Raw genomic sequence first — 24,752 nt, 5'->3', positions numbered from 1 at the left:
GTTATTCTAGGAGCTGCCTTCATGACCTCTTCCCCCCACCTGACCGCTGCAGAGGGGGCAGCGGGTTCTGCCAACGGGCTGAAGGAGGCATCCCTGTTTGGGGAACGGGATCCCTTGGCCCATTCCCTTCAAGTCAACGAAGCCTTCAACCGCAGGAACAACCTGTTGAACCGTCGCCTGCAATTGGTGGAAGAACTCTGGGAATCGGTGATCCTGCAGGAGTGCGGTCAGTCTCTGGTGGATCTGTTGCAGCGACTGCGTTCCATGTGTTCCCCAGAAGGACAAGCCCTGGAGTACCCGATCCCAGAGGTACTACAAATTATCGAGTACCTCAGCCTCGACGCCACCATCCAAACGGCACGGGCCTTTGCCCTCTTCTTCCAGTTGATCAACATTGTTGAACAGCACTACGAACGGGCAGAAGACTCGGACATGCGCATGGTGGATAGCCAACAACGTACCGTGCGAGAAAACGAAAAATTTGAACGGCTGTTCCCTTACCTGCGGGCTCAAGGGGTGCCGCCGGGCCTACTGCGCAGATTGCTGGAGCAGTTGCACATTCGCATGGTTTTTACCGCCCACCCCACCGAGATCGTCCGCCACACCATTCGCGAGAAGCAACGAGCTTTCTCTCGCTTGCTCGGCCAACTGGATTGGGCAGAACAAACCCAGCCTTTGCAGGCCCAGATGATAAAAGAACAGATGGCGGAAGAAGTTTTGCTTTGGTGGCGCACCGACGAGTTGCATCAGTCCAAGCCGACTGTTTTGAACGAAGTCGATTACACTTTGCACTATTTTGAAGAGGTGTTGTTTCAGGCCATCCCCCTGCTGCACGAGTACCTCAGCCGCAGCCTGAAAAAAGCTTTTCCCAGCGTCGAGCCACCGCCGGCAGGATTTTGCAACTTCGGCTCGTGGGTAGGCGGGGATCGGGATGGCAACCCTTCCGTCACCGCCGATGTTACCTGGCAAACGGCTCGCTATCAGCGCAACCTCATCCTGGGCAAGTACATCGAATCGGTGAAGGCTCTCACCAAAACCCTGAGCATTTCCCTGCACTGGGGGGATGTGGACAGCCAACTGCTGGATGCCCTTGAGCAGGATCACCGCCTCATGCCTGAGGTTTACGAATCGTTTTCGCTGCAATACCGCCAAGAGCCCTACCGCCTCAAGCTCAGCTACATCCAGCGGCGGCTGGAGTTAACGCGGGAGCGCAATCGCAACTTGGCCGACTCCGCTTGTTTGCCCACCCCTCCCCCCGTGGACAACGCCTATGCCAACGCAGAAGAATTTCTGGCCGACTTGCAGCTTATCCAGAAAAGCTTGAAAAACAGCGGCCTTTCCTGCCGTCAGCTGGATCATTTGATTCAGCAGGTGCAGGTGTTTGGCTTTCACCTGGCCCATCTGGATATCCGCCAAGACAGCAGCTACCACGAAGCCGCTCTCACGGAGATTTTCGAGTACCTGCGCATTTTGCCGCGTCCCTACAACGAGATGACGGAAGAGGAAAAAACCGCCTTTCTCCTGCAGGAGCTACAAACCCGTCGGCCTCTGATACCGCTGGAGATTGCCTTTTCCGATAAGACAGCAGAGCTGATCGCCACCTTTCGCACCCTGCGCCGCATGCAGCAGGAATTCGGCTTGGCCATTTGCCAAACCTATGTGATCAGCATGAGCCGCCAGTTGAGCGACCTGTTGGAGGTGCTGCTGATGGCCAAGGAGGTGGGGCTCTACGATCCCATCAGTGGTCGCGGATCCCTGGCGGTGGTGCCGCTGTTTGAGACCGTCGAAGACCTGAAGCGGGCCCCGGAAGTTTTGCGGCAGTTGCTGGAGATCCCTTTCTATCGCCAGTACTTGGCTCAGCAGGGGAATCTACAGGAGGTGATGCTGGGCTACTCCGATAGCAACAAAGATTCCGGCTTTTTGAGCAGCAACTGGGAGATTTACAAGGCTCAACAACGCCTGCAGACGGTGGCCGAATCCTACGGGGTGAAGCTGCAGATCTTCCATGGCCGGGGCGGTTCGGTGGGCCGTGGAGGGGGCCCGGCTTACGAGGCCATCTTGGCTCAGCCAGGGCGCAGTGTGGGGGGCCGCATCAAAATTACCGAACAGGGAGAGGTGTTGGCCTCCAAGTATTCCCTCCAGGATCTAGCCATTTTTAACCTGGAAACCGTCACCAGCGCCGTGATCCAGGCCAGCCTACTGCGCACCTACCCCAACGATCTGCACGAGTGGTCGCGCCTGATGGAATCCTTGGCGGAGCGCTCCCGGCAGGTGTACCGTAACCTGGTCTACGAGCAGGAGGGCTTTGTGGAGTTTTTCCACGAGGTCACCCCCATTGAAGAGATCAGCCAACTGCAGATCAGCTCCCGTCCCGCCCGCCGCAGCGGTAGCCAAAAAGACATCGGATCCCTGCGGGCCATTCCCTGGGTATTCAGTTGGACGCAAAGCCGCTTTCTCTTGCCGGCCTGGTATGGGGTTGGCACCGCCCTACAAGAATACGTGGCCAGGGGCGAGCACAACCTCAACCACCTGCAGCACCTCTATCGCGAATGGCCTTTCTTCCGCATGGTGATCTCCAAAGTGGAGATGACTCTGGCCAAAGTGGATCTGCAAATAGCGCGTCACTACGTGCGGGAGATGAGCTCTCCAGAGCGTCTAGAGCGGGCGATGGAGCTGTTTGAGTGTATTGCCCAAGAAATGCACCGTACTCGCACAATAGTGTTGCAGATTACGGGCCACAGGGAACTGTTGGAGAACGACCCTTATTTGAAGCGCTCGGTGCAGTTGCGCAACCGCTCTATTGTGCCCTTGGGCTTTATTCAAGTCTCTCTCCTCAAGCGCCTGCGGGAGCGTCAGGGATCCCGCACCGGACGAACACGCTACGACCGAGCTGAACTTCTGCGTGGAGCTTTACTTACCATTAACGGCATTGCCGCCGGGATGCGCAACACAGGCTGAGGGATCCGACTAATTGACCCTGGCGCTGCTTCTATCAAGTTCAGATCGGCATTGAGAGCCTATCAGAACAGATCGTCATCATACTCTTCTGGCTCCACCTCTACTGGCTCTACTTCGACAACGCGGCGGGAAGGACGGCGGGGGGGTTCATCTGCGTAGCTTTCCCCTTGGTCTTGGGGCAACCGTGGGGGACGGCGACGAGTAGCTGTACCTGTGCTGCGCTCTTCCTGCACATCCACATCCTCTGGATACTCTTCGGTGGCAGGACGACGGGGGCGGCGGGCCTCTGGCGGCGGTGCTGGTTCATCGTAGTCCGTATCCTGACGCGGGCGGACCCCTGGTTCCTCGTAATACTCATCCCCTTCGGGTCGGCGGCGTGGACGCACACGGGTATCGCCGGTCAGTTGGGGCCTGGGGCGACGGCTAGGATCTTCACCACTGCGCCCAGGAATGGAGCGACTGTAAGAGGATGTATCGCGGATACGGGATCCCTCGGCTCGAGTGGAAACCGTGCGTCCTTGGGCATAGCCATCCGGGGGATAGGTGCGGCTGAAGCCTTGCCGCCGAACGGTCGGACGAGCCCCGCCCACCTGCCGTGCTTTTTCGCTTAAGAGAATCCGCAAACGGAAGGTTTCGATGGCAAACCAGCCGGCCATCACCGCCAGCAACACCTGCGCAAAGAACAGCAACGGGATGAGCCGCTGACCTTCCAAGAGCAAGCAGACGGAATAGATCAGGCCCATCGTGGCAAAAATCACGTCGTACTCAGCGGAGGCCTCGCGCTTGATGAACCGAACCGCGAAGATGGCTCCACTGGCAATCGCCACCAGCGCTGCCATCAAAAAGTAGGGGCTTTGGGTGAGAAACATGCCAGGGATCCCTAAACGATGAAGACGGGAGAGCGTTGAGCCTTATCCATTCCACAGCCGATCCTAGCATTGATCCTCCTGGTGGCACGGACAACAAAACCCAGGTTTGGGTGTAGGGACGGGATCCCTCTTCAATAAAAGGGATCGGTGCTAAAATCGGCAGCATCTTCCTGCATGTTCCATGCTGTATCTGGCACGGGTACACAAAAAAAGTCTCTTCGGCCAGGGGGAGCTGCAGCTCTTGGCCCGGCAGGCCGAGGACGGTGTTTGGATGCCGCTGCGCAAGCCAGAAGGGGTCACCTGCAAAGAGGTTGGCCCTTACAACATTGGGGTGTTGCTGCTGGTTGAGCTTTCGGAAGAGCGGCAGGTACGGCGGGCGGAAGAGGCAGCCATGAAGCTGGTGGAGATGTTGCACAACCTATCCCGAACCCACAGTCTGGTGGATCTGTCGGAGATTGAAAGCTGGCGGCAATCCTTGACTCGGCAAAGCCAAGAGCTGAGCCGTCGCGAAGCAGAGGTGGCCGCTCGCCAAGAGCAACTGCAACAGTGGGAAAACCGTCTGCGAGAAAAGCTGTCTCCTTGAGCTCTCAGATCTACTCTTATCTTAAGTAGAGTCATTTTAAGCTAATTGAGAAGCCCCCCAAGTGCTCTGTGCCGCTGCCATCACCCCATCTCCTAAAAAGAAAGGGGAGCTGGATGGAAATGTTTCATACCTGTTTAAAATGACTGTAAGTCCAAGTAAGTCTATGAGTGAATCTGGATGTTCTGCGCCTTCCCAAATCAGTAGTGATACGACCCGGATCAACTTGAGTTAAGCCATTCTTTTCCCCCAGAATAAGCGGGGCAAATCCGGGATCCATCATGCCCCATGTTGCCCATGGCAACAGACTGTCCCACCTCCAGTGTAGAAATCCCCCGACTTTAGTCGGTGAGAGTGTCAACCCTGTGCTGGTGCTGTATGGATCGATCAAACAGTGCTGAGATCTGGCCTTAACTCGCGGGCACCTCGCAGATAAACATGCTGCATGTCCGCTTGAGCAAGTGGAGTATTCAACTGGATCAAAACCCGAATGCAACGGGGTAAGTCGCCGCTCACCTCCATCTGTTGCACATCCAACAGAGGCACCGACTCCCAACCGGGGCGACGACGAGCAAACTGGGCGGGAAAAGCTGCATTTAAATCAGGAGTAACAGAAAAAATAACGCTGACCAACTCAGCCGGATCGAGGGCGTTGCGGTGCTCTAGCGTATCCAGCAGCTCAGCCACCGCCGCGCCAATGGCCTCGGCACTGTTTGTAGGTACGGTGATGGCTCCCCGAATTGCTCTGACTCGCCACCCCAATGGCCACACCCTCGTGCGCTTGAGCTCGCCTCGCTTCCAGAAAATTATACAGACTCATCCCTGTTGGGATCCCATCCCTCTGGGGAAAACCAGCCCCCATCGCCTAGCTGGGCTGCAGGAGCTTTTCCAGGATCTGCTCGTGGCTGAGGCCGGAGTCCACCCAGGCTTCTCCCTCTTTGAGGCGGGCAGCAGCGGTTACGACAAACAAATTGCTCTTCGCTCCCAAAGCCTCGCTGGCGGTTTGCACGCAGAGCAAATCCTGGCCGGTTAGCTGGCTAAACCAGGTGGCCAACAGCCCTGCCTCCAGAAAGCCCATCGGCCGCTTGAAATGGGGAGGCGTGACGGCAGCGAAGGGAGAATTGCGAATCGACACCACCAGCACTCCTTGATCTTTGTAAGTCCAGTCGATCTCGATCAATCCCCAGCCATGAGTTTTCCAAGCTTGTCTCAGACTTTGCAGGAAAAGGCCCATCTCCAGCTCGGCCAAAGGCTTCTGGTAGTAGTCGGAGAGTTCTTGGGCAAAACGGCGGAAAAACTCCTTGCCCCACATCCGACCACAGTTGCGCAATACCAAACGAGCAGCCTGGCCAGTCTCGTATTCCAGGCCCGTGTAGATGCCCCGCAGCAATGCTTCTGGAAGGGCCAAGAGACGTTCACCGTGGCGACTTTCCAGTAAGCCCGATTCCAAATCGCTTCGCAGATAAGCGCTGGGTGTGTAGTAGTTGGCCAAAACGGGCGTGTAGGGATCGAAGTTGACTGAGCCATTGGAGATAGAGCTAGTGCCGGTCATAAGGGATCCCCTGGTTATCCAATCCAAGTCGTTATTGAGCTTTAAGCATCCAAATAGGAGCAGGGTGCAGTTGACAGTTCGTTGGTTGTTGAGCTGGGAGAACGGTTGTTTACGCTCCAAATCTTATGGCGATCCCTCCAGCAATTGAATACCCCTTGGGCAGATTTACTACAACGCTAACATTAACTCCAACGACACTGAAGTCTCCGGCTAGTTGAGATAGAGCGCTCTAGCACCGAAAAATGCAAAAAACAAAAAAGTATCTAGCTCTAAAACAGCAAGGCCACCTGTACCTGGGTGATCAAAGGGCGGATAAACTCCAACTCTCCAGGAGCCAAATGGTCTCTCAGCTCTTGCTGGAAAATCCGATAGGCAACCTCATAAACCCTCTGCAGTCCGTACAGGCGCACCTCTTCTTCCATCCACTCGATCAGCCGCTCCTTCAGGAGGTTTTCGTCCTGCAGCAACATGGCCATAGCGCTGTGACGCAGCAGCAACAGCAGGTGTCGCCGGCACAGATCCAACACTTGGGGAGAAAGGTCGGGCATCTCCTTTTGCAGGGCATCTAGGGTTTTGCTCACCACCTGGCTCTCCCGTTCCCGCAAAACTCGGTACACATGTTGTCGTTTTGGCCAGCCGAGAACATAGGCCTTCAGATGCTCCAGCTCCTCTGGCTTGAGGTAGCGGGCTTCCGACTCGATCAGCATCTGCTCCAAGGGGCTTACCATCTCGCTTCTTCCGGATGTCAGTGGGTGCTAGGAGACTCAAAACAAGCTGAACAGATCTGCCAAGGTGATCTGTTCTTCTGCCGGCTCGGGTTCTGGTGCTGCCGACAGGGATCCCAGAGAATGCGCAGCCAAACTCAGGGGATCCCCCGCCCAGGGGATGGAACCAAAATGCTCCCGCACTTGCAGAAAAGGCATTGGCAGAGAGCGCATCTGTAGGGGGCGGTTATCCCAATTTAGACGGGCAAAAAAGCTTTGCACCGAATCTTCTAAAGTAATCTTCCAGGTCATGCCTTGGCTACTCCCTGGCCTGAACGCAATTTTTGGGCAATTTCGCTGGCACTGGCCCCTTCGTTCAGCCAGAAGGCAGCCGCATCGATGCGATCTTTGCTGCCGAGCAAAAACTTGCAGTAGCTTTCCCCCATAGAATAGCACTGGATCTCGATGCAGTTGAGCTGCCGTTCCACCATGGTGCTAAAAAAGCCGGCAAATAATCCGGCGTAAAGATGACAGACAGGTTTACCGACATCCCCCAGGGTGCGGGCCACGGCGGAGTCAAAGAGGTTGATGAAAATAAACCCTTGCCGCCGACTCTCGGTTTCTACCTCCCAGCGCCCCCATCCTTGGGAGGTCAGAGGCCACCACCAGGTTTCCAAGAGAAACATGAGATTACTCTGCTTGGGCTGGCGCCGATATTCCTCCTCAAACCAGCGGGAAAAATGGAGGGCATCGTTGCGTCCCCACTCTCGGCCAATGGTGTACATCAGAGAAGCTGAGGCATCTCCCACTTCTTCTTCCAGGCCCTGCTGCAAGCCCAGAATAAAGTCTTCGCTCACCAAGACATTGCGGGCACCCGTCCAGTCCACAAGGGATCCCTGGGAGAGGTCAAAGCGAAAAAAGTCTTCGCGGCTGTAGTGATTATGCCGTTGGGCGGCAGGCTGAAGAGGTATCTCAATGGGGGCAGTCGTCATGGTTGGGTGAGGAGAGATCAGATTTTTTAACACTCCTTATCATACCCTTCTTAATTGGCACTTTTACCAAAAAACTGGGTCTAAAGCCTCGTCCTCAAGGCCTACGGCCCGCTGACGCAGTTGCAACAGCGTTGCGGAGCAATGGGGGACGGCTTTGGGATAGACTCAGGGCGACGGCAGGGTAGTCAACCGCTCCAAAAACCCAGCAGGAGTGGGTCAACTGGAGAAAACTGCCCTCAGAGGGAGACAGAAAAGCCCTGAGTTGTTGTAAAGATTTATTCAAAAATTGGGAAGAAGAGCTGTACAGGGATCCGGAGCAGTACTTAAGACTGAGGCCTGACCTTGATGAAAGCAATGGCAGACCGCCACAGCAGCGACTCCCGCCCCTCGGCATCGGCTAAACAGAGGCAATCGGGATCCTGCCAGCGCAACTGGCCGACGAAGACATCTCCGGTATTGAGTTTGACCTCGAGGGTTTCCCGATCCTTGATGACCTTCTGCAGGCGACGCACGCTCGGGATCCCGGTGTTGAAATCGGTCACGACAGCCCTATCAGCCAGCGAGAAACGGTATGTCAGCAAGCCCACTGCCCCCAGTATAGGGGATCCCTGCCGCTTCCCACTGCCCCTCCACCACACTTCCACAACTTGGGCTCAAAACTCGCCCTCATCTTTGCCCATTTTTTCTGCTGGCGAGTACTATGTAGGGGGGATGGCGCTTAGAAAAGCGGTAAACCTTTCGAGTTCGCCGTCTTTTTTAAGCGAATCTACGGGTGTTCTCCCCGAAAAAAGCCAGCACAATAGGGCTAGGGTGATAGAGGGTGCGGCTGTCGCCCTAGGGAAGGTGAATCCTCAGCTGGGATCCCTTCTACATGCCATTTTGCCGCCGAGTTGTCTGTCCTTTTCAACCCTCATCAGTATCAGCAGTATCAGTGCAGGAGAGATCGTTATGGCAGTAGAGAAAGTGAACTCCTCGTCCAGCTTGGCCGAAGTGATCGATCGCATCTTGGATAAAGGTATCGTGGTCGATGCCTGGGTGCGGGTTTCTTTGGTTGGGATCGAGCTGTTGGCCATTGAAGCCCGCGTCGTTGTGGCTTCCGTGGAAACCTACCTGAAATACGCTGAGGCTGTGGGTCTGACGGCTACTGCTGCTGCTCCTGCCGTCTAAATCTGCCTAACCAAAATCACTCAACCAAGGAAAGTGCCCACAACCCTCTCGCCTTGAGCATCGCAATGGTTGGATGAGTTATGCTCTCTGGGCGGAGGCGTAGGAAGCTAGCCGTCGGAAAGCGAGGCAGGGATCCACCGCCGGTCTCTGCCTTGCTTCTGCGGGTTTTGTTCGAGGATTGAGTCTTGCAGCCGCACTGAGCTACAGGTTGGCAGTGCCATCGAGTTGGGAACAGGCAGAGAAGCTGTATCCACCCAAGCATTGAAAACGACGTGAGGGATTGGAGATCATGAGTTTGCAGGAACAATGGGCCATGGCCCGCAGCCAGCGGGTGGCTCAGAATCGAAGTTTGTTAAGCCGATCCCGGCAGCAGCGCCTAGAGCAGCACCGAGCTGTGGTGGCCGAGCTAGGGCAGCGCCGCCAGCAACGACAAGAAGCAATACGGCACCAGACGGAGCAAACCCGCAGCCAATTGCAGAAACTGAGGCAGGAGCGGGCTGTGAGGCGATCCCTGGACGAATGCTCCCGTTCGGAAGCGGCGGCTCAGCGGGCCAAGTCGGTGGCAGAGCGTCTTGCTTGCCTGGAGCGGGAACGGGCTGCTCAATTGGAAGTCAGCCGGCAGCAATTGCAGGCTTTCCGGGCTAACTTGACTGCGGCTGTGGAGCATTTGCTGAGCACCTATACGCAGGCTCGGCAGGCGATGGCCGACAAAACTCAGCAAGCGCGGCAGTCTTTTTGCGCCGATTTGCGGCAGTGGGTACAGGCTCTCCGGCAAATGGCTCGACAGGAGCTGGCTCAGATGGCCCAGGAACAGCAAGCTCAGGCCCAGGCCCTGCGGGGATCCCTGGCCACTTTCCGGGCGGAGTTGCATAAGCAGGTGTGGGGCAATGGGATCCCTGTCCTCGCCCCAGAACCTGAGGTCTCCATTTCCGGTGAAGGTTCTGGCAGTTCCGTTGAGATTGCCGGTGAGGCGCCAATATCTGCCTCTGACTCAACGCCCGTAGCCAAAGACCAAGCCCCGGTGGAGCCGCCTGCTCCCGTCTCTGTTCCCCAGCCCCAGCCCTCGGAGGGTTTAATAACGCCTGAACCCCCTGAAGTTCCGCCTACTGTTGAGAAACAGGTGGATCCCATCCTTGACTATGTCAACAAGTATGTGAGTGATCTACAAGCGCAGGATCCCAACTTGACCCTGCTGCAGGTAATTGGGGATCGGGAACGGGTGCGGGATTTGTTGGCCCGCGGCGCGGTGGATCTGGGGGTGGATCCCTCGGAAATCTTGGTCACGTTGCGGCGCATGGTGTCGGGGGCGGTCGCAGTTTAGTTGAACAGAGCGCAGGGAGAACATCCGGGCTATAGTCAAGGCAAAAGAGTCTAGGGCAGCAAAGAGGTTGGGTATCTCTATGGCCACGGTTCTGCAGGCGCGTCCCCGCCAGTTCGTGAACACCCCCTATATTGAGCGGATTACTCGCCGCGCTTTGCGCTATTTGCAATCGGGCTTTGCGGTGCACTTGCGGGGGCCTTCGGGTACAGGCAAAACCACTTTGGCGATGCACCTGGCCAGCCTGCTGGGCCGCCCCATCATGCTGATCTATGGGGATGACCGCTTCGATTCTTCCGACCTCATTGGGGGGCGCACCGGCTTTACCCATCGGCGGGTGGTGGACAACTTCATTCACTCGGTGGTGAAGACGGAGGAGGATGTGCAGCAGCGCTGGGTGGATGCCCGCCTCACCTTGGCTTGCCGAGAGGGGTTTACCCTCATCTACGACGAGTTCAATCGCTCCCGCCCTGAGGCCAACAATGCTCTCCTGAGTGCTCTGGAGGAGAGGCTGCTGGTGTTGCCGCCGGACAGCAACCGCTCGGAATATCTGCGGGTGCATCCCCAGTTCCGGGCCATTTTTACCTCTAACCCGGAGGAATACACTGGGGTTCACAAGGCCCAAGATGCGCTGCTGGATCGGATGATCACCATCGATATGGGGGAACCGGACATCGAGACCGAAAAGGAGATTCTCACCTCGCGAATAGGCTTATCCGGCCCCGACGCCCTCAAGATCGTCCACATTGTGCGGGCTTTTCGCCGCAAGCTGGATCTGACGCGCCACCCCAGCCTGCGCAGTTGTCTGATGATCGGGCGCATTGTCAAGGAACATGAGCTGGCAGTTAGCAAAGAGAATGCCGATTTTCGCGCTTTGTGTGCGGATGTGCTGTTGCCCCGGGCTGGCAAGCGCTATGAAGAGGGATCCCAGTTGCTGAATTATCTGCTAGACCAACTGCCTGGCTGAGTCTTTTGCCTGTTGGTACGCTTTGGAGGTCGATTAACCCTGTGCCGATTAGCTCTCAACCCTTGACCACGGCTACTCATGGCTCCTCGCTGGCCGATGTGCTGGAGCGGGTGCTGGACAAGGGCATTGTGATCGCCGGAGACATCACCGTTTCGGTGGGCAATGTGGAGTTGCTGAATGTGCGCATTCGCCTGCTGATTTCTTCGGTGGATAAGGCCAAGGAGATCGGCATCAATTGGTGGGAATCGGATCCCTATCTCAACAGCCAGGCGCGGGAGCTGCTGGAAGCCAACCGACAGCTCATGCAGCGCGTTGCCGAATTGGAAAGACAGCTTGCCCAAGCTCTGCCCCAGGGGGGAAAGGGAACGGATCAGTAGGCTGCCCCGCCATTATGACCAGGATTGAGAAGCTAGACTGGCTGCTGGGGTGGTTTGACGGGGTGATGGGGCATGGCTTTGGAGATGGCGTTTGACCGGAAGGGTTGGCAGCGGCTAGGGACGCTGGGCTGGGCTGTGGGTGTGGTGCTGGCCCTTGGAATCCCGGCTTGGGGTCAGAATCCCCGTGCCATCAGCATCAGCGCCGATGTGCAGGAGGCCAACGCCAACACAGGGGTTTTTACGGCCATCGGCAATGTCACCCTCAGTTTTCCTGCCGAGCGGCTTACGGCCCGTGCCCAAAGAGCTGTTTACTACAGCCAGGAGCAACGCATTGAGCTGGAGGGCCAAGTCATCATCAACCAAGGGGAAAATCAGTTGCAAGCAGAGAAGGTCATCTACCACATCGACAAGGGCACCATCCAGGCAGTGCCATCGGCAGGGCGGCAAGTGGAGTCTATTTACGTTTTGCCGGAACCCACCTCAAGCCCTTAGCTGATCCCCACACTTTTTTCCAGCAGCACGGACTCAGCCAACACGGCTATACCGTGATTTCGTCACCGATCATCCCAGCCTGCAGGGTTTCCCTCACCCCCAACCCCTCTCTCAAAAGGAGAGGGGAGCCAGGGACAGACATAACAAATCGTTTCATTGCTGTTTGAAATGACTACATTTGAAATGACTACACATGGGGCAGCGCTGGAAACGAGCTCGGGGAATGTCGGCTTAGATCCGTTTAGGATGTAGTAATTCATTTAGGATGTAGTAGTTCGGGCGGCAGACTTTTTCCCTGACTCTGAATCAAAGGATGGCTGATGGATGTTCGGGATCCGAGTTCCTCACCCCTGGCAACGAGAGGCACAGGTCACTCCAGAAGAGATGTTTTTCAGCCGGCGGCAATTTCTAGCGCAACTGGGATCCGTTGGGGTGGGAGCCAGTTTTTCTATTTTTGGGTTTGGCAGCAGGGGAGCTGCTCCCTCGGTAGAACGAGAGCTGAGGGGGATCCCACTCAACCCCCACTTTTCGGATGTGGGCAGGCCCGTCACCGAGGAGATTGTAGCCACTCGTTACAACAACTTTTACGAGTTTGGCTCCGGAAAGCGCGTCTGGCGGGCTGCACAGGCTTTGCCCACGGATCCCTGGACTGTCGAGATTACCGGGCTGGTGCGGCATCCTCAGCGGTTGGGCCTGGAAGATCTGTTTAACTTCCCCCTCGAAGAGCGCATCTATCGCTTTCGCTGTGTGGAAGCCTGGGCGATGGTGGTGCCGTGGTTGGGCTTTCCGATGCGGCTGTTGCTGGAACGGGTGGATCCTTTGCCGACGGCTCGATTTGTCCGCTTCACTTCCTTTTACGATCCGGAAATTATGCCTGGCCCAATCTGGCCCCCCAACTTGCCTTGGCCCTACACGGAAGGGTTGCGGATCGAGGAAATGGCCAACGAGTTGGCCTTTTTTGCCCTCGGCGTTTATGGCAAGCCGTTGCCCAAACAGCACGGAGCGCCAATTCGCATGGTAGTTCCCTGGAAGTATGGCTTTAAGGGGGGAAAATCCATCGTCAAAATCGAGTTTTTGGCCCGTCAACCCTCCACGTTTTGGAATACCCTCGCCCCTGAGGAGTATGGATTTGAGGCCAATGTGGATCCCAGAGTGCCCCACCCCCGTTGGTCACAGGAGCAGGAAGTCTTGATCGGTTTCGGATCCCGTTCCCAGTGGCAAATCGTTCCCACCTTGCCCTACAACGGGTACGGAGAGTATGTTGCCCACTTATATGGCTGAACTTATATGCCTGAAGACGCCCACGAAAGGATTCGAACCTCCGACACCTGGGACCGGAACCCAGTGCTCTAGTCCACTGAGCTACGTGGGCAATGCAACTGCATTAACCATCATATCTGCTGACTTTCAGTTCTGCCAAGGGGGCAAAGCTGCGGCGGTGCTGCGGGGTGGGCCCCAAGTTCTGCAACGCCAGTCGGTGCTCCCGCGTGCCATAGCCAGCGTTGGTGCGCCAGCCGTAGCCGGGGTACTGCCGATCCCAGCTCTGCATCAAGGCATCTCGCCAGACTTTGGCCACAACTGAAGCAGCGGCAATGGAGAGGCTGATGTGATCCCCCTTGACCAGGGCCGTTTGCCGGGATCCCAGCTCGGCCAGCGGCAATCCATCCAGCAAAATGTGTTCGATTGGATCCAACTCGGCCAAAGCCCGCTGCATGGCCAGCACCGTGGCCTGGCGAATGTTGAGCCGGTCGATCTCAGCAGCAGAGGCACTGCCAACGCCCACAGCCAAAGCCACCTGCCGAATCCGTTCCGCCCATTGAGCGCGTTGCTGCGGACGCAGTTGTTTGGAATCCCTCACTCCCTCCAGTTCTTTGGGATCCATCTGGGCCGGCAAAATCACCGCCGCCGCCACCACTGGCCCAGCCAGGGCTCCCCGCCCCACCTCATCCACCCCCGCCACCCGCAGGATCCCTTGCTGCCAAAGGGATCCCTCCCAGATCAAACTCGGCCTTGCCCGCTCCACCATACTCCCATGCCTGCCCCTGGGCTTGAGAGCAGCGCCTAACTGCTGCGGGAGCGCCGTCGCCTGGAGGCTGCTGGAGATTGCTGGGCAGGGCTGATCCCCAGTTCCGCGGCTGGCTCGGCCAAGCTGCTCTGCACTGCTGGCACGAACGATTCAGCAGAAGGGATTTCGGGTTCAGAAAGTTCGGGTGGAGAGAGGTTGTCCAGCGGCTCCTTCTCCTGCAAGGCATCCGGTTCGGGTGCAAACTCCTCTGTCTGAGAAGTTGCCTCAGTCTCCATCCTGGGCGGACTTTCCGCCTCTAGAGTTCCCGGCAGAACCACCCTAACCGCCGTGTCTCGGCCCCAAGGCGGCGGCTGGTCAAGCAGCAACAGCGGCGACAGCCCCAACTCCGAGTAGACCCGTTGTTGTAACGGGGTCATCTCCACGGTGACGGTTTGCCGTACCGGAGCCGGACGGCCTTCTGAGGACTCCGTCCCGCTGGCGCGAACGGTGCGGGCTGGGGAAGTGTGATCTTTGCGTGAGGCGGATTCTGCCTCTTCCCCAGGGCCAGAACGGCGGGGTTCTTGACGCTTTAGGTCTGCTCCGCCCCCTGGCAGTTGCATCGGCTCTGGGGCTTCCTCTTCTACAGGAGTATCCAGGCTCCGGGCAACGAGGCGCTGGCCAGTGCGGGGATCCCCCCAGTCTTCACGGGGACGCTTGCGTCCCGTTTCAACCCGTGGCTCTTCCTCCAGATCGTCTGAAGTCGTAAAGGGATCCGGGCTGGGGCGTCGTTGTCCGGGGGCAGAGCGCGACCGCCGCAGCAGCGCACGGCTATCGCCTCGAGACAGCCCATCGCTCCCCACTCGCAGGCGTGCCCGTTGGGGGTTGCCATCGCGGGGCAGGATCGGGCCGGCCTCTTCCTCATCCCCTCCTTCCGCCTCGGTGGGTAGCGTTACCGTCAGGCCGCTTTCTATTGTTAACAGATGCCCTGGCTCGGCCCCCGGCAAGCGGGCTAGGATCCCCAGCCCCTCGCAGGTGGGGCAAGAATAGCCGAAGATCTCGTAAAGGCTTTGCCCCTGCCGTTTGCGGGTGAGCTCCACCAGCCCCAATTCCGACAGTTGGACCACCTGTGGGCGAGCTTTGTCGCTGGAGAGGGCCTTGTTAAAATGCTCCAAAACCAGCAACTGGTCGCGGCGGGAATCCATATCGATGAAGTCCACCACAATCACACCGGCAATGTTGCGCAGCCTCAATTGGCGGGCAATCTCGGTAGCCGCCTCACAGTTTGTCCACAGCACTGTCTCCCGAGAAGTGGCCGATTGGGTGAAGGAGCCCGAGTTAACATCAATTACCGTCAGGGCCTCGGTGGGCTCGATGATGATGTAGCCACCAGAGGGCAGATCCACCCGTGGCCGCAGCGCCTGCCGAATAACCGCGTTGACCCGAAAATACTCCAGAATGGGGGTGGGCTCGCGGTGGACATCGACAACGACACCAGGGGGCATTTGGCCCTTGTTCCAGCCCTGCAGATAGCTACGGACTCGCTTCGCTCCTGCCGCAGAGTCGGTCACAATACGGTTCACATCGTCGGAGTAAACATCCCGCAGCACCCGCTGAATAAAGTCGTCATCCCGGTTGAGTAGCCCCGGCCCCCGTGCTGCCTGATACTGCTGTTGAATATCTTCCCAGAGTTTCTTCAATTGCTCCAGGTCGTCGATCATCGCTTCTTCGGACACACCTTCCGCTTCGGTGCGCACCAACAGGCCCATCTGCGGGGGTTTAATCAAAATGGCCAGCGACTTCAAACGGTTGCGTTCTTCTCGATCCTCAATGCGGCGGGACAGATGAACGCCTTTTCCGTAGGGTCGCAACACCAAATACCGCCCTGGAAAGGCCAAATCTCCGGTAAGCCTTGGCCCTTTGTTGCCGGTAGGCTCTTTCATCACCTGTACCAGCACCTTTTGCTGCGGCAAGACCAGCTCAGAAATCGAGGCATGACTTCGCTTGAGGCGCAGCGGGCCCAGGTCGCTGACGTGGATAAACCCATTGCGCTCTGCAGGGCCGATGTTGACGAAAGCGGCATCGATGCTGGGCAGAACGTTCTCGATGATTCCGACGTAAACGTCTCCCACTTGGTGAGCGCCGCTGGCGACGATCAGCTCCTGCACTTGATCTTCGGCGAAGACGGCTGCCACTCGATGTTGCTCGGCAATGACAATCTGCCTGGGCATTAACTTCCCTCCCCGCCCCAAGGGCACGCGGTTACGGGTTGAACCCTCATTCTGGCGAGGTGTTGTCCTTTTGCCGGGATCCGCTTAAGTTTCTTTGACCAGGATTGACTCATCATGGGGCTGTCCATTACCCTCAGCTCTGCTTTGACGCTTGGCTTTGTTTGCTCTCCAATGGGTGAGGCGAGTTATGTAAACTGCCCAATGCTGGCCTTGGTGGGTACAGCAGGGGGCTTCTGCTGTGGGGATAAAAGCTCATCGGATGAGATGAATGGATGGGGTGAGGTTTGCATGGAGATTATTGAATAGGCTCAGAAAGCAAGACGGCTCCGCTCCGGGAGATTGGAGGCTGGCCCATCGCAGAACCCCAGTTGTGCGGCCTAGCCCGAGTCCACAACAAGGCAGGGTTTGCACGGGGAAAGAAGCACCTTCTCAGGGTAAGATTGAGATCTGGGCTAGGTCGAAGGGGCACACCTTTTTGTTGCGCCTATCGACTCGACCCCATCACGCCTGTTACCTGCCCTGGGTACTGAGTTAAGAGTGTCTCCATTCCAAAATCCGGCCCAGCTTTTGCCTGCTGCTCACCCCGCCTTTGGTCAAGTTGATGCCTGGCGAGCCCCACAGCGACAGGAGCCAGCAATAGCAGCATTATAGCGCTTGTGGGATCCCTCAGCCCAGACAGACCCTTAGCCCTTGGGTTGCTCCCAGAGGAAGTGCTCAATCTGGATCGGCTAGGGGGTTCTCCCACAACAGGCGCAGCCGCTTTGCCGTCTGTAGTGTCCAGTGGGGCAACCCCAATGACTCGGCCATTTGAACCAGATGGGTGGGCCGCAGGTAGGCACCGTCGTTGCGGCAACTGCCCCGGTAAAGGAGGCAAGCGCTGCCCTCGGGGGTCAGGCCCTGAAACTCTAGGTAGTAAAGCAGGGCGCGGGCATTGAAGGGAGAGGACTTGCCAGACTTGGAGGTTTTTTCAATCCAGATTTCCTGCGCGTCTAGGATCTGGGTGACCCAGGCAGGCCAAGAGGACTCCGTCCCGCTGACGCAAATGGCTTTGGGCAACTCGCAGCTCACCGTAAGCTGATATTCGGCGGCGTAAACGGCTGCGGTGGCCGAGGGATCCCGAAGGCTAATTTCTTGGACGGCTTGGATGGGGATCTCCGGGGGCAGCTGTTCGCTCAGAAGGGCGCGCAGTTTCTCAGGCGTCAGAGGACCTTCAGGCCGATCCAGCAGCTCCAGATCCAGGATTTCGCCATAGCCTTCCTGGCCAATGGGCAGAGCGTTGGCGTTGGCCAGGCGGGGCATGGGGTGGTAGCCGCCGCTGAAGGCCAGAGGTAACCCCGCTCGCCGACAGGCCCGTTCCCACAGGCGCATGAGATCCAGGTGGCCCAGCCAGCGCAGATCCCCGGTTTTGCCGTAGGTGATGCGGAAACGCTGGGCAGGTGGCTCCGGCTCCAGGGGATCCGGGGTGGGGGTGGGTTTGCTCTGCAAGGGCGGGACGGGCGGAGGGGGAATGACGATGTTGTGGCCGAAGCCGGGGCCGCAGATGCCGCAGGCGGAGCAGCCCTCGAAGGAGCAGTCTTCCACGGTGAGGGCTTCCAGGGCGCGGCGGTAGTCTTTTTGCAGCCATTTCTTGTCAATGCCGGTATCGATGTGATCCCAGGGCAAGGGATCCTCCAGGCCCAATTCCCGGATGGGGAGATGGGCGCAGAGGGCGACCGGATCGGCGGCAGGATCCACCTCTTCGCCGCAGTAGGCCCTCACCCAGGCAGCATAGGCGGTGTCGATGCTTTCCCACCAGGCATCCATGCCGGCACCGGCCCGCCAAGCCCGCTCGATCATCTGTCCCAGGGAGCGATCCCCTTTGCCAATAAAGTCTTCCAGGATGCTGAAGCGGATGTCGGTGAAGTGGGCTTTGACGCCCCGCAGCCGCCGCAGCTCTTTCTGCAGCAGGGTTTGCTTGCGCTGCACGTCGGCGTAGTCCACCCGGTGCCACTGGAAGGGGGTGTGGGGCTTGGGGGTGAAGTTGGAGAGGGTGAGGGTAAACTCCACCCGCTTGCGACCCAGGGCTGCACATTCTCGCTGCAGCATCTCGACGGTGCGGGCGATCCCCAGGACATCGGCGTCGGTCTCGCCGGGCAGGCCAATCATGAAATAGAGCTTGATTTTGTCCCAGCCCTCTTGGACGGCGGTGCGAATGCCGCGAATCAAGTCGGCATCGGTGAGGCCCTTGTTGATGATGTCCCGCAGCCGTTGCGTGCCAGCTTCGGGGGCAAAGGTGAGGCCGGAGCGGCGGGATCCCTTCATGATAGCGGCAATTTGCTCATCAAAGCGATCCACCCGCTGGCTGGGCAGGGAAAGGGCAATGTGTTCTCTGAGGAGACGGTTGTGCAGCTCCGCTCCCACCGCCGGCAGGGAAAGGTAGTCGGAGCAACTGAGAGAAGAGAGGGAAAATTCGTTGTAACCTGTTCTCCGCAAGCCCTGCACCACAGCCTCCACCACTGCTTCCGGATCCACATCCCGCGCTGGGCGGGTAAGCATTCCCGGCTGGCAAAATCGGCAGCCCCGTGTGCAGCCCCGCCGCACTTCCATCACCAGGCGGTCGTGGACGGTTTCCACCAAAGGCACCAGGCCGACGGAGTATTGGGGTTGAGGCAGGGCCACCCGACGGCGGACGCGCTCCGGCACCCCAGGCACAATGGGTCGAGGCGGGATCCCCTCGTAAAACTGGGGCACGTACACCCCCGGCACCTGGGCCAGCTCCAGCAACACTGCCCGGCGAGGCTGGGACAGGGATCCGGCCAACACCTTGCCGATCTCCGGTAGCACCTCTTCCCCATCTCCGAAGACGAAGAAATCGAAAAAGTCGGCAAAGGGCTCCGGGTTGGAAGTGGCGGTTGGCCCACCGGCAAAGATCAGAGGGCACTCTTCCGGGGTAAAGGGCTGCCGCTCCCACCACCTGAGCGGGATCCCGGCTAGGTCCAGCATCTCCAGGATGTTGGTGCCCCCCAGCTCGTAAGCCAGGCTGAAGCCGATGATGTGAAAGGCGCGCAGAGGGCGGCGGGACTCCACGGCAAACAGCGGGATCCCCAACTGCCGCAGGCGGGCCGCCAGATCCGGGCCTGGCAAGTAGGTGCGGTCACACAGTTGATCCGGCTGAGCGTTGAGGATGTTGTAGAGGATGAGGTGGCCCAGGTTGGAAGCTCCCACCTCGTACAGCTCTGGATAGCTCAGCACCCAACGCACCCGCGCCGAATCCCAAGGACGGTGGACGGCACCGAACTCTTTGCCCAAGTAGCGGGCCGGCCGCTGAATCTCAGGGGTAAGCAGGCGATCCAGATCGATGGGACTCAGATGCGGTTCAGTTGCAGCCAGAGAGAGCATGGGGATCCGCCGAGACGTTAATACAGCCACTGATCTGACTCTAGCCGAACTCTTCGAGCAGACCCAACCCAAGGGAAAGCGCTTTGCCTCTCTAAGTTTGCAGGTTACCGGTAGGCGAAACAACCATACTTGCAATGTCGTGAAGTCTGTTCAACCGGGAAAACTCTGCGGCGGACGCTGCAAGGCCAGCGCCAACTGTTCGTACTCTGCCAAATGGTTGTAGACCTGAGCCGAGATGCGTACCCAAAGCTGCCCGGCGAAGGGGATGATCGGAACCTCAATGCGGTACGTGTGCCACAGGTAATCGTGCAGGCGACGGGCGCGCTCCCCAAGAGGCAGCTCAGGGATCCACTGCTGCCAAAATGGCGGCAAGGGTAGGGTGGCCATAAAGCCCAACATCTTTTCGGGGGCGGGCGGGATCCCCTCAAGAGCCTCCAAGAGCAACTGCCGCGCCTGCAGCAGCAGAGTGTGGTTGTGCTGACGGATGTTGTCCAGTCCCACCCCTTGGATAAACGCCAGGGCTGCTGAAATGGCCAACCAAGCGCTGGGATCCCGTGTGCCCACCCAGTCGAACTCGGCTGTGAACCCTTGCCCATAGCCGTGGGAGATCACCGTAGGATGAGTTTGGGCCTGTCGATAGGGGGCCACCCACAAAAAGGCACAGCCTTTCGGGGCAAACAGCCACTTGTGGGCATTGCCGGTGTACCAATCGGCTCCTAGCTTTTCCAACTCCAAGGGGAGAACTCCGGGGGCATGGGCGCCATCCACCAAAACCGGGATCCCGCGCTCCCGACAGAGGCCGATCAGCTCAGGCAGGGGGTAGATCAGAGCCGTAGGCGAGGTGAGGTGATCCAACACCGCCAGGCGAGTTTGGGGAGTGAGGATGGCCTCGAAGGCCGCGATAACCTGCTCTGGCCCCGCAATGGGGAAAGGGATCTGCGCCTCAACTGGGATGGCTCCCCACTGGGCACAGATGTACTGCAATGCCTGACGAACGGCCCCGTAACCGTGATTGGTGCAGGCGATCTGATCCTCTGGCCGGAACCGCAGCGAGCGCAAAACGGCATTCACCCCGCTGGTGGCATTTTCCACAAACACCAAATTTTCGGGTTCGGCCCCGACAAAATGGGCCAGTTCTGCTGCCGCCGCCCGCAAGGCTCGAGGAAGTTCCTCTCCCATAAACTGCACCGGCTGAGCCTCAAGGCGTTCCCGCCATACACTCTGGGCCTGCAACACCTTTTTCGGGGTCGCGCCATAGGAGCCGTGATTCAAAAAAACGGCTTGCGGATCCAGTCCCCACAAGGAGCGTTCGCAAAGTGGCGCACAAGCACTGAGGGCAGCGCCAAAGTGGGGAGAAGTGGATCCCAGGTTGGAGAAGAAAGGCATGGTTCACTCCCTCTGTCCCTGGACGATGCAGGAAAAAGATGGGGGAATTGCTGCGATCTGTGTGAGGGGTTTGCTCAGAAATCCGAAGATATCAACACCTATCAACACCGCTGATGTGGAGACCAATGGCATCTCGACTGAATGTCAGAACCTAAGGCTCTTTGAGACGGATTCTCCTAGGTTGATCTATTGGCCGTCACCCAATTCTGGGCCGAGATCCGAGATAGGGGCAATTTTGCTGAGCTTGATTTTGGGGTTGCTGGCAACAAACTGCTGTAAAGTCCACTCGTTCTTAAACAGAAGAACGGGCCTGTCTTGAATGTCTTTAACAACTAGGGTGTTAAACAAGCTGGGGATGTTCTCCAGCGCCTTCCAGCCATTCTCGACCCAGCGAGCCAGGGTGTAGGGCAACATCTCCAGTCGGGTTTCGACGTTGTATTCACTTTCAAGGCGGTACTGCAAAACCTCAAACTGCAACTGGCCCACCGCTGCCACAATCGGATCCCGTTTGGAATCGTCGATAGAGTACATGATTTGTACAGCCCCTTCTTCCCGCAGTTCCGCTACCCCTTTCTGGAACTGCTTAAACTTGGAAGGATTGGGATTCTTCAAGTAGGCAAACAGCTCAGGAGAAAAGCTAGGGATCCCGGCGTAGCGCAGCTTCGGGCCGGTGTAGATGGTATCCCCAATGGTGAAGATGCCGGGATTATTCAGGCCGATCACATCCCCAGGGTAAGCTTCGTCGATAGAGATGCGCTCTTGAGCAAACAATTTCTGGGGATAGGATAGACGGATCGAACGATTGAGTCGGGCATGGTTGACCACCATATCCTTCTCGAACTTGCCGGAGCAGATGCGTACAAAAGCGACGCGATCCCGATGGCGGGGATCCATGTTGGCCTGCAGTTTAAAGACGAAGCCCGTAAACTCAGGATGTTCGGGCGGGATTAGCCCAGCAGTGCTCTCGTGAGGCATTGGCGGTAAGGAATACTCCAAAAATGCATTGAGGAAAAGCTCCACCCCAAAATTGGTCATGGCACTGCCGAAAAAGACCGGGGTTTGTTTGCCAGAATGCACCTGTTTTAGATCCAAGGTGGGCATGAGACCATCCAGCAGTTCCAGCTCTTCCTTGAATTGGTAATACAAGTCCTTGTCGATCAACTCCTCAATTTGCGGATCCCCAAGTTTAATGACGGTATCTTGAACTCTTAGCCGCCCCCCAGATACCCGCTCAAAGAAATGAAACTCCTGAGTTCGGCGGTCAAATAGCGCAGTAAACCGCTCGCCTGAGCCAATTGGCCAGTTGACAGGATAGGGCTTGAGGCCCAGTTCTGTCTCAATTTCATCCATCAGCTCCAAGGGATCCCGACTTGGGCGATCCATCTTGTTGATAAAGGTAAAAATCGGCAGCCCCCGCATCTGACACACTTCAAACAGCTTGCGGGTCTGGGTTTCCAACCCTTTGCCGGCATCTTCCAGCATCACGGCATTGTCAGCCGCTGCCAGGGTGCGATAGGTGTCTTCGCTGAAGTCCTGGTGGCCGGGAGTATCCAGCAGATTGAGACGAATGTTGCGGTAATCAAATTGCAGGACGGTAGAGGTGATGGAAATACCCCGCTGCTTTTCCAGTTCCATCCAGTCGGAAGTGGCCCGCTTTTGCGCCCGACGGGCCTTCACAGCTCCCGCTTCTTGAATGGCCCCCCCGTACAACAGCAGCTTTTCGGTGAGGGTGGTCTTCCCCGCATCGGGATGGGAAATAATGGCAAAGGTGCGCCGTTGCTCTACAGCTTTGGCCAAATCAAGTTCTTTCATCAACTGTTGCCGCTCCACTACAACCTGGTCGCCTTAAAGAAGATTCCGCCGCGATGTTGTCCCCTAAAGAATGGGAGAGATACGGAGAAGGAAAAAATAGAAAATCAGTGGGAAATACGCTTGAGAATAATGAGGTTGGGTTGCCGCCAGGTAGCGAGGGGGAGAGAGCACAGGCCGAAAAGCGCGAAAAGCCAACAGAACCATTTTGACCCTAGCACAGGAACAGGGATCCCTGTTGTCTGGCATACTGGCGGAGATCTTGAGGGGGAATTTCCCAGGCCAACCGGCCAGAACTCAAAGCAGATGCTGCTCGTTGTTGTTGCGCAACGCTGACGTGAAGAGCAGTTGCTCAATCGTGGCAATGGTGAAGTTTTGGCTGATCACCAGCCGCTCGACGCGAATGCGGTGGGCTTGCAGGAGGCAATCTTGCTGCAAGGGCTTGGGCAATTGTTCCCAATGATCCAGCAGGACTTCCAGCAAAATCTCGCCCGGTAGCCCGGTGGCGCTTTCCAGGGATCCCAGCTTTTCTACCCTCTCGACAGACCATTTGAGGGTGAGCTTTTGCAAGCCCAGTTGTGCATCCAGAGCTTCACGGGGATCCGACTGGGCACCCTGCCCATTGGGGGTGCCATTGCGGCGAACCCCATTGTCGGTGCAAGCAGTAGCAGGGGGCAAAAGCTCGGCTGGCTTTTCAGTTGGCAGCGAAGTATTGGCCCATTTGGCCAGACTGACCTGGGGTGAGGAGGCAACCCTTTCCACCTCGACCGGAGCGGGCGACAAGTTGGACAAGGGATCCGCATCCCGAGAAGGAGCTTCAGGTGTGGAGAGCACACTGGCCAGGAGAGGCATCCGTCCTGCCTCTGGTGGGGTTGTGGCAACCTGGCACAGAGGGGACGAGGCGGCGGCAGATGGATCGGGCTCAACATCTAATGCCGCAGGGTGAGGCAGATCCAGGGAATCCGTCCCCCTGTTGTCCTCTGGACGGTGCGGAGCCTCAACGCCATCGGCAGCCGTAGGTGCAGGTTCCATCGGCTCTGGCTGCTTATTCACCCCCATGCGCGAGAGCAAATCTGCCTTGGTGGGGCCGGTGGGCAATTTTTTTTTGGGAGGCTTCTTGGCGGTAGCCATGTTAGCGGGCCTCCAACACAGCCTTGAGGACCTCACGATAAGGTTGGGCCAGGAGATCTTCCCCCGCCTCCGCCAACGACCAGCCCATGCTGTTGGTTTGCTGCACCACTGTACTTTGCCGCACCGGCGTGAAAATGGGGATCCCTTGCATCATTTCCGCCAAGGCTTCCACCGCGGCCCGCGACATTTTGGTGCGGTTGTTGCCCACCCACTGTTCCCGTGTGGGGAGCACCCCCAAAAACTTGGGCACATGAAAATCCAGCTCTTCCAATTCTTTCAACAGCACCAGGGTACTTAGGGCCCCCATCACCCCCTTTTGGGTACATTCCGTCGGCACCACCAGCAGATCGGCGCTGAGAATGCTGTTGTAGGTGAGCAACCCTTTCGAGGGGGGGCTGTCGATGACCAAAAAGTCATACTCCGGCAAAATCGGTCGCAAAGCCCGCTTCAAAAACAGCTCCCGCCCCGGCTCCATCACGATCGCATCCATGGCCCGCGAGAGACTGTAATCGCTGGGGGCCAACCACAGCCGCTCCTGGCGATCCTCATTCAACGGCGGACGGATAATCTCCCGAATGTGAACCCGATCCGCCCCCGGCAGAATCGTCTCGGCAATGGTGGCCGACTCGGACAGATCCGTCCAGCCCATCCACTGGCTTAAGTTGCCCTGCGGATCAAAGTCAACGGCCAGCGTCTTGCCATGCTCGGCCAACATGATGGCCAGGTTGAGGGCGGCTGTGGTCTTTCCGGATCCCCCACTCAAACAGGCAACGGTGATGACAAGCGCCGTTCTGCCAGACATGAGTTATCCCCTCGTAGCCCATCCCCTAACACTATAG

Annotated in this window: 22 protein-coding genes and 1 tRNA gene; 8 read left to right on the top strand and 15 right to left on the bottom strand. The window is 57.8% G+C overall.

Features of this window, described 5'->3' with window-relative positions; all coding sequences use genetic code 11:
• The first annotated feature begins 21 nt into the window (after window positions 1-21).
• Complete coding sequence (gene ppc / locus NW849_RS04520) at window positions 22-2,958, top strand: phosphoenolpyruvate carboxylase (protein WP_414356154.1); 2,937 nt, start codon at window positions 22-24, stop codon at window positions 2,956-2,958.
• Between the two features lie 62 nt (window positions 2,959-3,020).
• Here ppc and NW849_RS04515 read toward each other — a convergent pair whose 3' ends face one another.
• Window positions 3,021-3,827 (bottom strand): Ycf66 family protein, encoded by an 807-nt coding sequence (locus NW849_RS04515; RefSeq protein ID WP_414356152.1) that lies wholly within the window; start codon window positions 3,825-3,827, stop codon window positions 3,021-3,023.
• Between the two features lie 181 nt (window positions 3,828-4,008).
• Here NW849_RS04515 and NW849_RS04510 point away from each other — a divergent pair, with 181 nt between their 5' ends.
• Window positions 4,009-4,410 carry a hypothetical protein gene (locus NW849_RS04510; RefSeq protein WP_011433435.1) on the top strand — a complete coding sequence of 134 codons (402 nt, stop codon included), beginning with the start codon at window positions 4,009-4,011 and terminating at the stop codon, window positions 4,408-4,410.
• A gap of 384 nt (window positions 4,411-4,794) precedes the next feature.
• Here the strand turns inward: NW849_RS04510 and aroH are convergent, their stop codons facing one another.
• From aroH to NW849_RS04480, 6 genes are all read right to left on the bottom strand, one after another.
• The gene (aroH, locus tag NW849_RS04505; RefSeq protein ID WP_011433434.1) at window positions 4,795-5,169 is read right to left on the bottom strand and encodes a chorismate mutase; all 375 of its coding nucleotides are present in this window, start codon (window positions 5,167-5,169) and stop codon (window positions 4,795-4,797) included.
• Window positions 5,170-5,272: 103 nt separating this feature from the next.
• Entirely contained in the window at window positions 5,273-5,959 is a 687-nt protein-coding gene (locus NW849_RS04500) for a V4R domain-containing protein (protein ID WP_414356150.1), read from the bottom strand.
• 269 nt (window positions 5,960-6,228) lie between these two features.
• Window positions 6,229-6,687, bottom strand: a complete 459-nt coding sequence (locus tag NW849_RS04495) for a hypothetical protein (RefSeq protein ID WP_414330903.1) — start codon at window positions 6,685-6,687, stop codon at window positions 6,229-6,231.
• A 36-nt stretch (window positions 6,688-6,723) separates the two neighbouring features.
• A complete protein-coding gene (locus tag NW849_RS04490) occupies window positions 6,724-6,975 on the bottom strand; it encodes a hypothetical protein (RefSeq protein ID WP_414330906.1) in 252 nt (83 codons plus the stop codon).
• The gene (locus tag NW849_RS04485; protein ID WP_414356148.1) at window positions 6,972-7,655 is read right to left on the bottom strand and encodes a V4R domain-containing protein; all 684 of its coding nucleotides are present in this window, start codon (window positions 7,653-7,655) and stop codon (window positions 6,972-6,974) included. The genes NW849_RS04490 and NW849_RS04485 overlap by 4 nt, the downstream gene beginning before the upstream one ends.
• Window positions 7,656-7,978: 323 nt before the next feature.
• Window positions 7,979-8,197, bottom strand: coding sequence for an Hfq-related RNA-binding protein (locus tag NW849_RS04480; RefSeq protein ID WP_041437389.1), 219 nt, complete (start codon window positions 8,195-8,197; stop codon window positions 7,979-7,981).
• Window positions 8,198-8,603: 406 nt separating this feature from the next.
• On the opposite strand from NW849_RS04480, the gene gvpA reads away from it, so the two are divergent.
• The 6 genes from gvpA (at window position 8,604) to msrP (ending at window position 13,257) form a co-directional block, all read left to right on the top strand.
• Entirely contained in the window at window positions 8,604-8,822 is a 219-nt protein-coding gene (gene gvpA, locus NW849_RS04475; RefSeq protein ID WP_011429717.1) for a gas vesicle structural protein GvpA, read from the top strand.
• Between the two features lie 289 nt (window positions 8,823-9,111).
• Window positions 9,112-10,143: a gas vesicle protein GvpC gene (gvpC, locus tag NW849_RS04470; protein ID WP_414356146.1), complete on the top strand. Its 1,032-nt coding sequence runs from the start codon at window positions 9,112-9,114 to the stop codon at window positions 10,141-10,143.
• Between the two features lie 79 nt (window positions 10,144-10,222).
• Complete coding sequence (gvpN, locus tag NW849_RS04465) at window positions 10,223-11,107, top strand: gas vesicle protein GvpN (RefSeq protein WP_414356144.1); 885 nt, start codon at window positions 10,223-10,225, stop codon at window positions 11,105-11,107.
• Window positions 11,108-11,148: 41 nt separating this feature from the next.
• A complete protein-coding gene (locus NW849_RS04460) occupies window positions 11,149-11,484 on the top strand; it encodes a gas vesicle protein (RefSeq protein WP_414356142.1) in 336 nt (111 codons plus the stop codon).
• Between the two features lie 72 nt (window positions 11,485-11,556).
• Entirely contained in the window at window positions 11,557-11,976 is a 420-nt protein-coding gene (locus tag NW849_RS04455; RefSeq protein WP_414356141.1) for an LptA/OstA family protein, read from the top strand.
• 324 nt (window positions 11,977-12,300) lie between these two features.
• A complete protein-coding gene (gene msrP, locus NW849_RS04450; RefSeq protein WP_414356140.1) occupies window positions 12,301-13,257 on the top strand; it encodes a protein-methionine-sulfoxide reductase catalytic subunit MsrP in 957 nt (318 codons plus the stop codon).
• A gap of 17 nt (window positions 13,258-13,274) precedes the next feature.
• Here the strand turns inward: msrP and NW849_RS04445 are convergent.
• The 8 genes from NW849_RS04445 to NW849_RS04410 all read right to left on the bottom strand — a co-directional run bounded on the left by NW849_RS04445 (window position 13,275) and on the right by NW849_RS04410 (window position 24,715).
• Window positions 13,275-13,348: transfer RNA gene (locus tag NW849_RS04445), tRNA-Arg, on the bottom strand.
• Between the two features lie 12 nt (window positions 13,349-13,360).
• Window positions 13,361-14,002, bottom strand: a complete 642-nt coding sequence (locus tag NW849_RS04440) for a ribonuclease HII (RefSeq protein WP_414356138.1) — start codon at window positions 14,000-14,002, stop codon at window positions 13,361-13,363.
• 35 nt (window positions 14,003-14,037) lie between these two features.
• Window positions 14,038-16,209, bottom strand: a complete 2,172-nt coding sequence (locus tag NW849_RS04435) for an Rne/Rng family ribonuclease (RefSeq protein ID WP_414356136.1) — start codon at window positions 16,207-16,209, stop codon at window positions 14,038-14,040.
• A 714-nt stretch (window positions 16,210-16,923) separates the two neighbouring features.
• Window positions 16,924-19,587: a TIGR03960 family B12-binding radical SAM protein gene (locus NW849_RS04430; RefSeq protein WP_414356166.1), complete on the bottom strand. Its 2,664-nt coding sequence runs from the start codon at window positions 19,585-19,587 to the stop codon at window positions 16,924-16,926.
• A 150-nt stretch (window positions 19,588-19,737) separates the two neighbouring features.
• Window positions 19,738-20,973, bottom strand: a complete 1,236-nt coding sequence (locus NW849_RS04425; protein ID WP_414356133.1) for an aminotransferase class V-fold PLP-dependent enzyme — start codon at window positions 20,971-20,973, stop codon at window positions 19,738-19,740.
• A 186-nt stretch (window positions 20,974-21,159) separates the two neighbouring features.
• Window positions 21,160-22,785: a peptide chain release factor 3 gene (locus NW849_RS04420; RefSeq protein ID WP_414356131.1), complete on the bottom strand. Its 1,626-nt coding sequence runs from the start codon at window positions 22,783-22,785 to the stop codon at window positions 21,160-21,162.
• A gap of 294 nt (window positions 22,786-23,079) precedes the next feature.
• Window positions 23,080-23,913: a hypothetical protein gene (locus tag NW849_RS04415; RefSeq protein ID WP_414356130.1), complete on the bottom strand. Its 834-nt coding sequence runs from the start codon at window positions 23,911-23,913 to the stop codon at window positions 23,080-23,082.
• Window position 23,914: 1 nt separating this feature from the next.
• The gene (locus tag NW849_RS04410) at window positions 23,915-24,715 is read right to left on the bottom strand and encodes a ParA family protein (protein WP_011433472.1); all 801 of its coding nucleotides are present in this window, start codon (window positions 24,713-24,715) and stop codon (window positions 23,915-23,917) included.
• Between the last annotated feature and the right edge of the window lie 37 nt (window positions 24,716-24,752).

It is taken from the genome of Synechococcus sp. R55.3 (assembly GCF_047461975.1).
Classification (GTDB): Bacteria; Cyanobacteriota; Cyanobacteriia; order Thermostichales; family Thermostichaceae; genus Thermostichus.
Note: the sequence above shows the minus strand (reverse complement) of the source record. Positions and strands in the feature narration are given on the sequence as shown.

Excerpts from the sequence above, each read along its gene's own strand:
- ppc (WP_414356154.1), top strand. The coding sequence starts at position 22 with ATGACCTCTTCCCCCCACCTGACCGCTGCAGAGGGGGCAGCGGGTTCT.
- NW849_RS04515 (WP_414356152.1), bottom strand. The coding sequence starts at position 3,827 with ATGTTTCTCACCCAAAGCCCCTACTTTTTGATGGCAGCGCTGGTGGCG.
- NW849_RS04510 (WP_011433435.1), top strand. The coding sequence starts at position 4,009 with ATGCTGTATCTGGCACGGGTACACAAAAAAAGTCTCTTCGGCCAGGGG.
- NW849_RS04500 (WP_414356150.1), bottom strand. The coding sequence starts at position 5,959 with ATGACCGGCACTAGCTCTATCTCCAATGGCTCAGTCAACTTCGATCCC.
- NW849_RS04495 (WP_414330903.1), bottom strand. The coding sequence starts at position 6,687 with ATGGTAAGCCCCTTGGAGCAGATGCTGATCGAGTCGGAAGCCCGCTAC.
- NW849_RS04490 (WP_414330906.1), bottom strand. The coding sequence starts at position 6,975 with ATGACCTGGAAGATTACTTTAGAAGATTCGGTGCAAAGCTTTTTTGCC.
- NW849_RS04485 (WP_414356148.1), bottom strand. The coding sequence starts at position 7,655 with ATGACGACTGCCCCCATTGAGATACCTCTTCAGCCTGCCGCCCAACGG.
- gvpA (WP_011429717.1), top strand. The coding sequence starts at position 8,604 with ATGGCAGTAGAGAAAGTGAACTCCTCGTCCAGCTTGGCCGAAGTGATC.
- gvpC (WP_414356146.1), top strand. The coding sequence starts at position 9,112 with ATGAGTTTGCAGGAACAATGGGCCATGGCCCGCAGCCAGCGGGTGGCT.
- gvpN (WP_414356144.1), top strand. The coding sequence starts at position 10,223 with ATGGCCACGGTTCTGCAGGCGCGTCCCCGCCAGTTCGTGAACACCCCC.
- NW849_RS04455 (WP_414356141.1), top strand. The coding sequence starts at position 11,557 with ATGGCTTTGGAGATGGCGTTTGACCGGAAGGGTTGGCAGCGGCTAGGG.
- msrP (WP_414356140.1), top strand. The coding sequence starts at position 12,301 with ATGTTCGGGATCCGAGTTCCTCACCCCTGGCAACGAGAGGCACAGGTC.
- NW849_RS04440 (WP_414356138.1), bottom strand. The coding sequence starts at position 14,002 with ATGGTGGAGCGGGCAAGGCCGAGTTTGATCTGGGAGGGATCCCTTTGG.
- NW849_RS04435 (WP_414356136.1), bottom strand. The coding sequence starts at position 16,209 with ATGCCCAGGCAGATTGTCATTGCCGAGCAACATCGAGTGGCAGCCGTC.
- NW849_RS04430 (WP_414356166.1), bottom strand. The coding sequence starts at position 19,587 with ATGCTCTCTCTGGCTGCAACTGAACCGCATCTGAGTCCCATCGATCTG.
- NW849_RS04425 (WP_414356133.1), bottom strand. The coding sequence starts at position 20,973 with ATGCCTTTCTTCTCCAACCTGGGATCCACTTCTCCCCACTTTGGCGCT.
- NW849_RS04420 (WP_414356131.1), bottom strand. The coding sequence starts at position 22,785 with ATGAAAGAACTTGATTTGGCCAAAGCTGTAGAGCAACGGCGCACCTTT.
- NW849_RS04415 (WP_414356130.1), bottom strand. The coding sequence starts at position 23,913 with ATGGCTACCGCCAAGAAGCCTCCCAAAAAAAAATTGCCCACCGGCCCC.
- NW849_RS04410 (WP_011433472.1), bottom strand. The coding sequence starts at position 24,715 with ATGTCTGGCAGAACGGCGCTTGTCATCACCGTTGCCTGTTTGAGTGGG.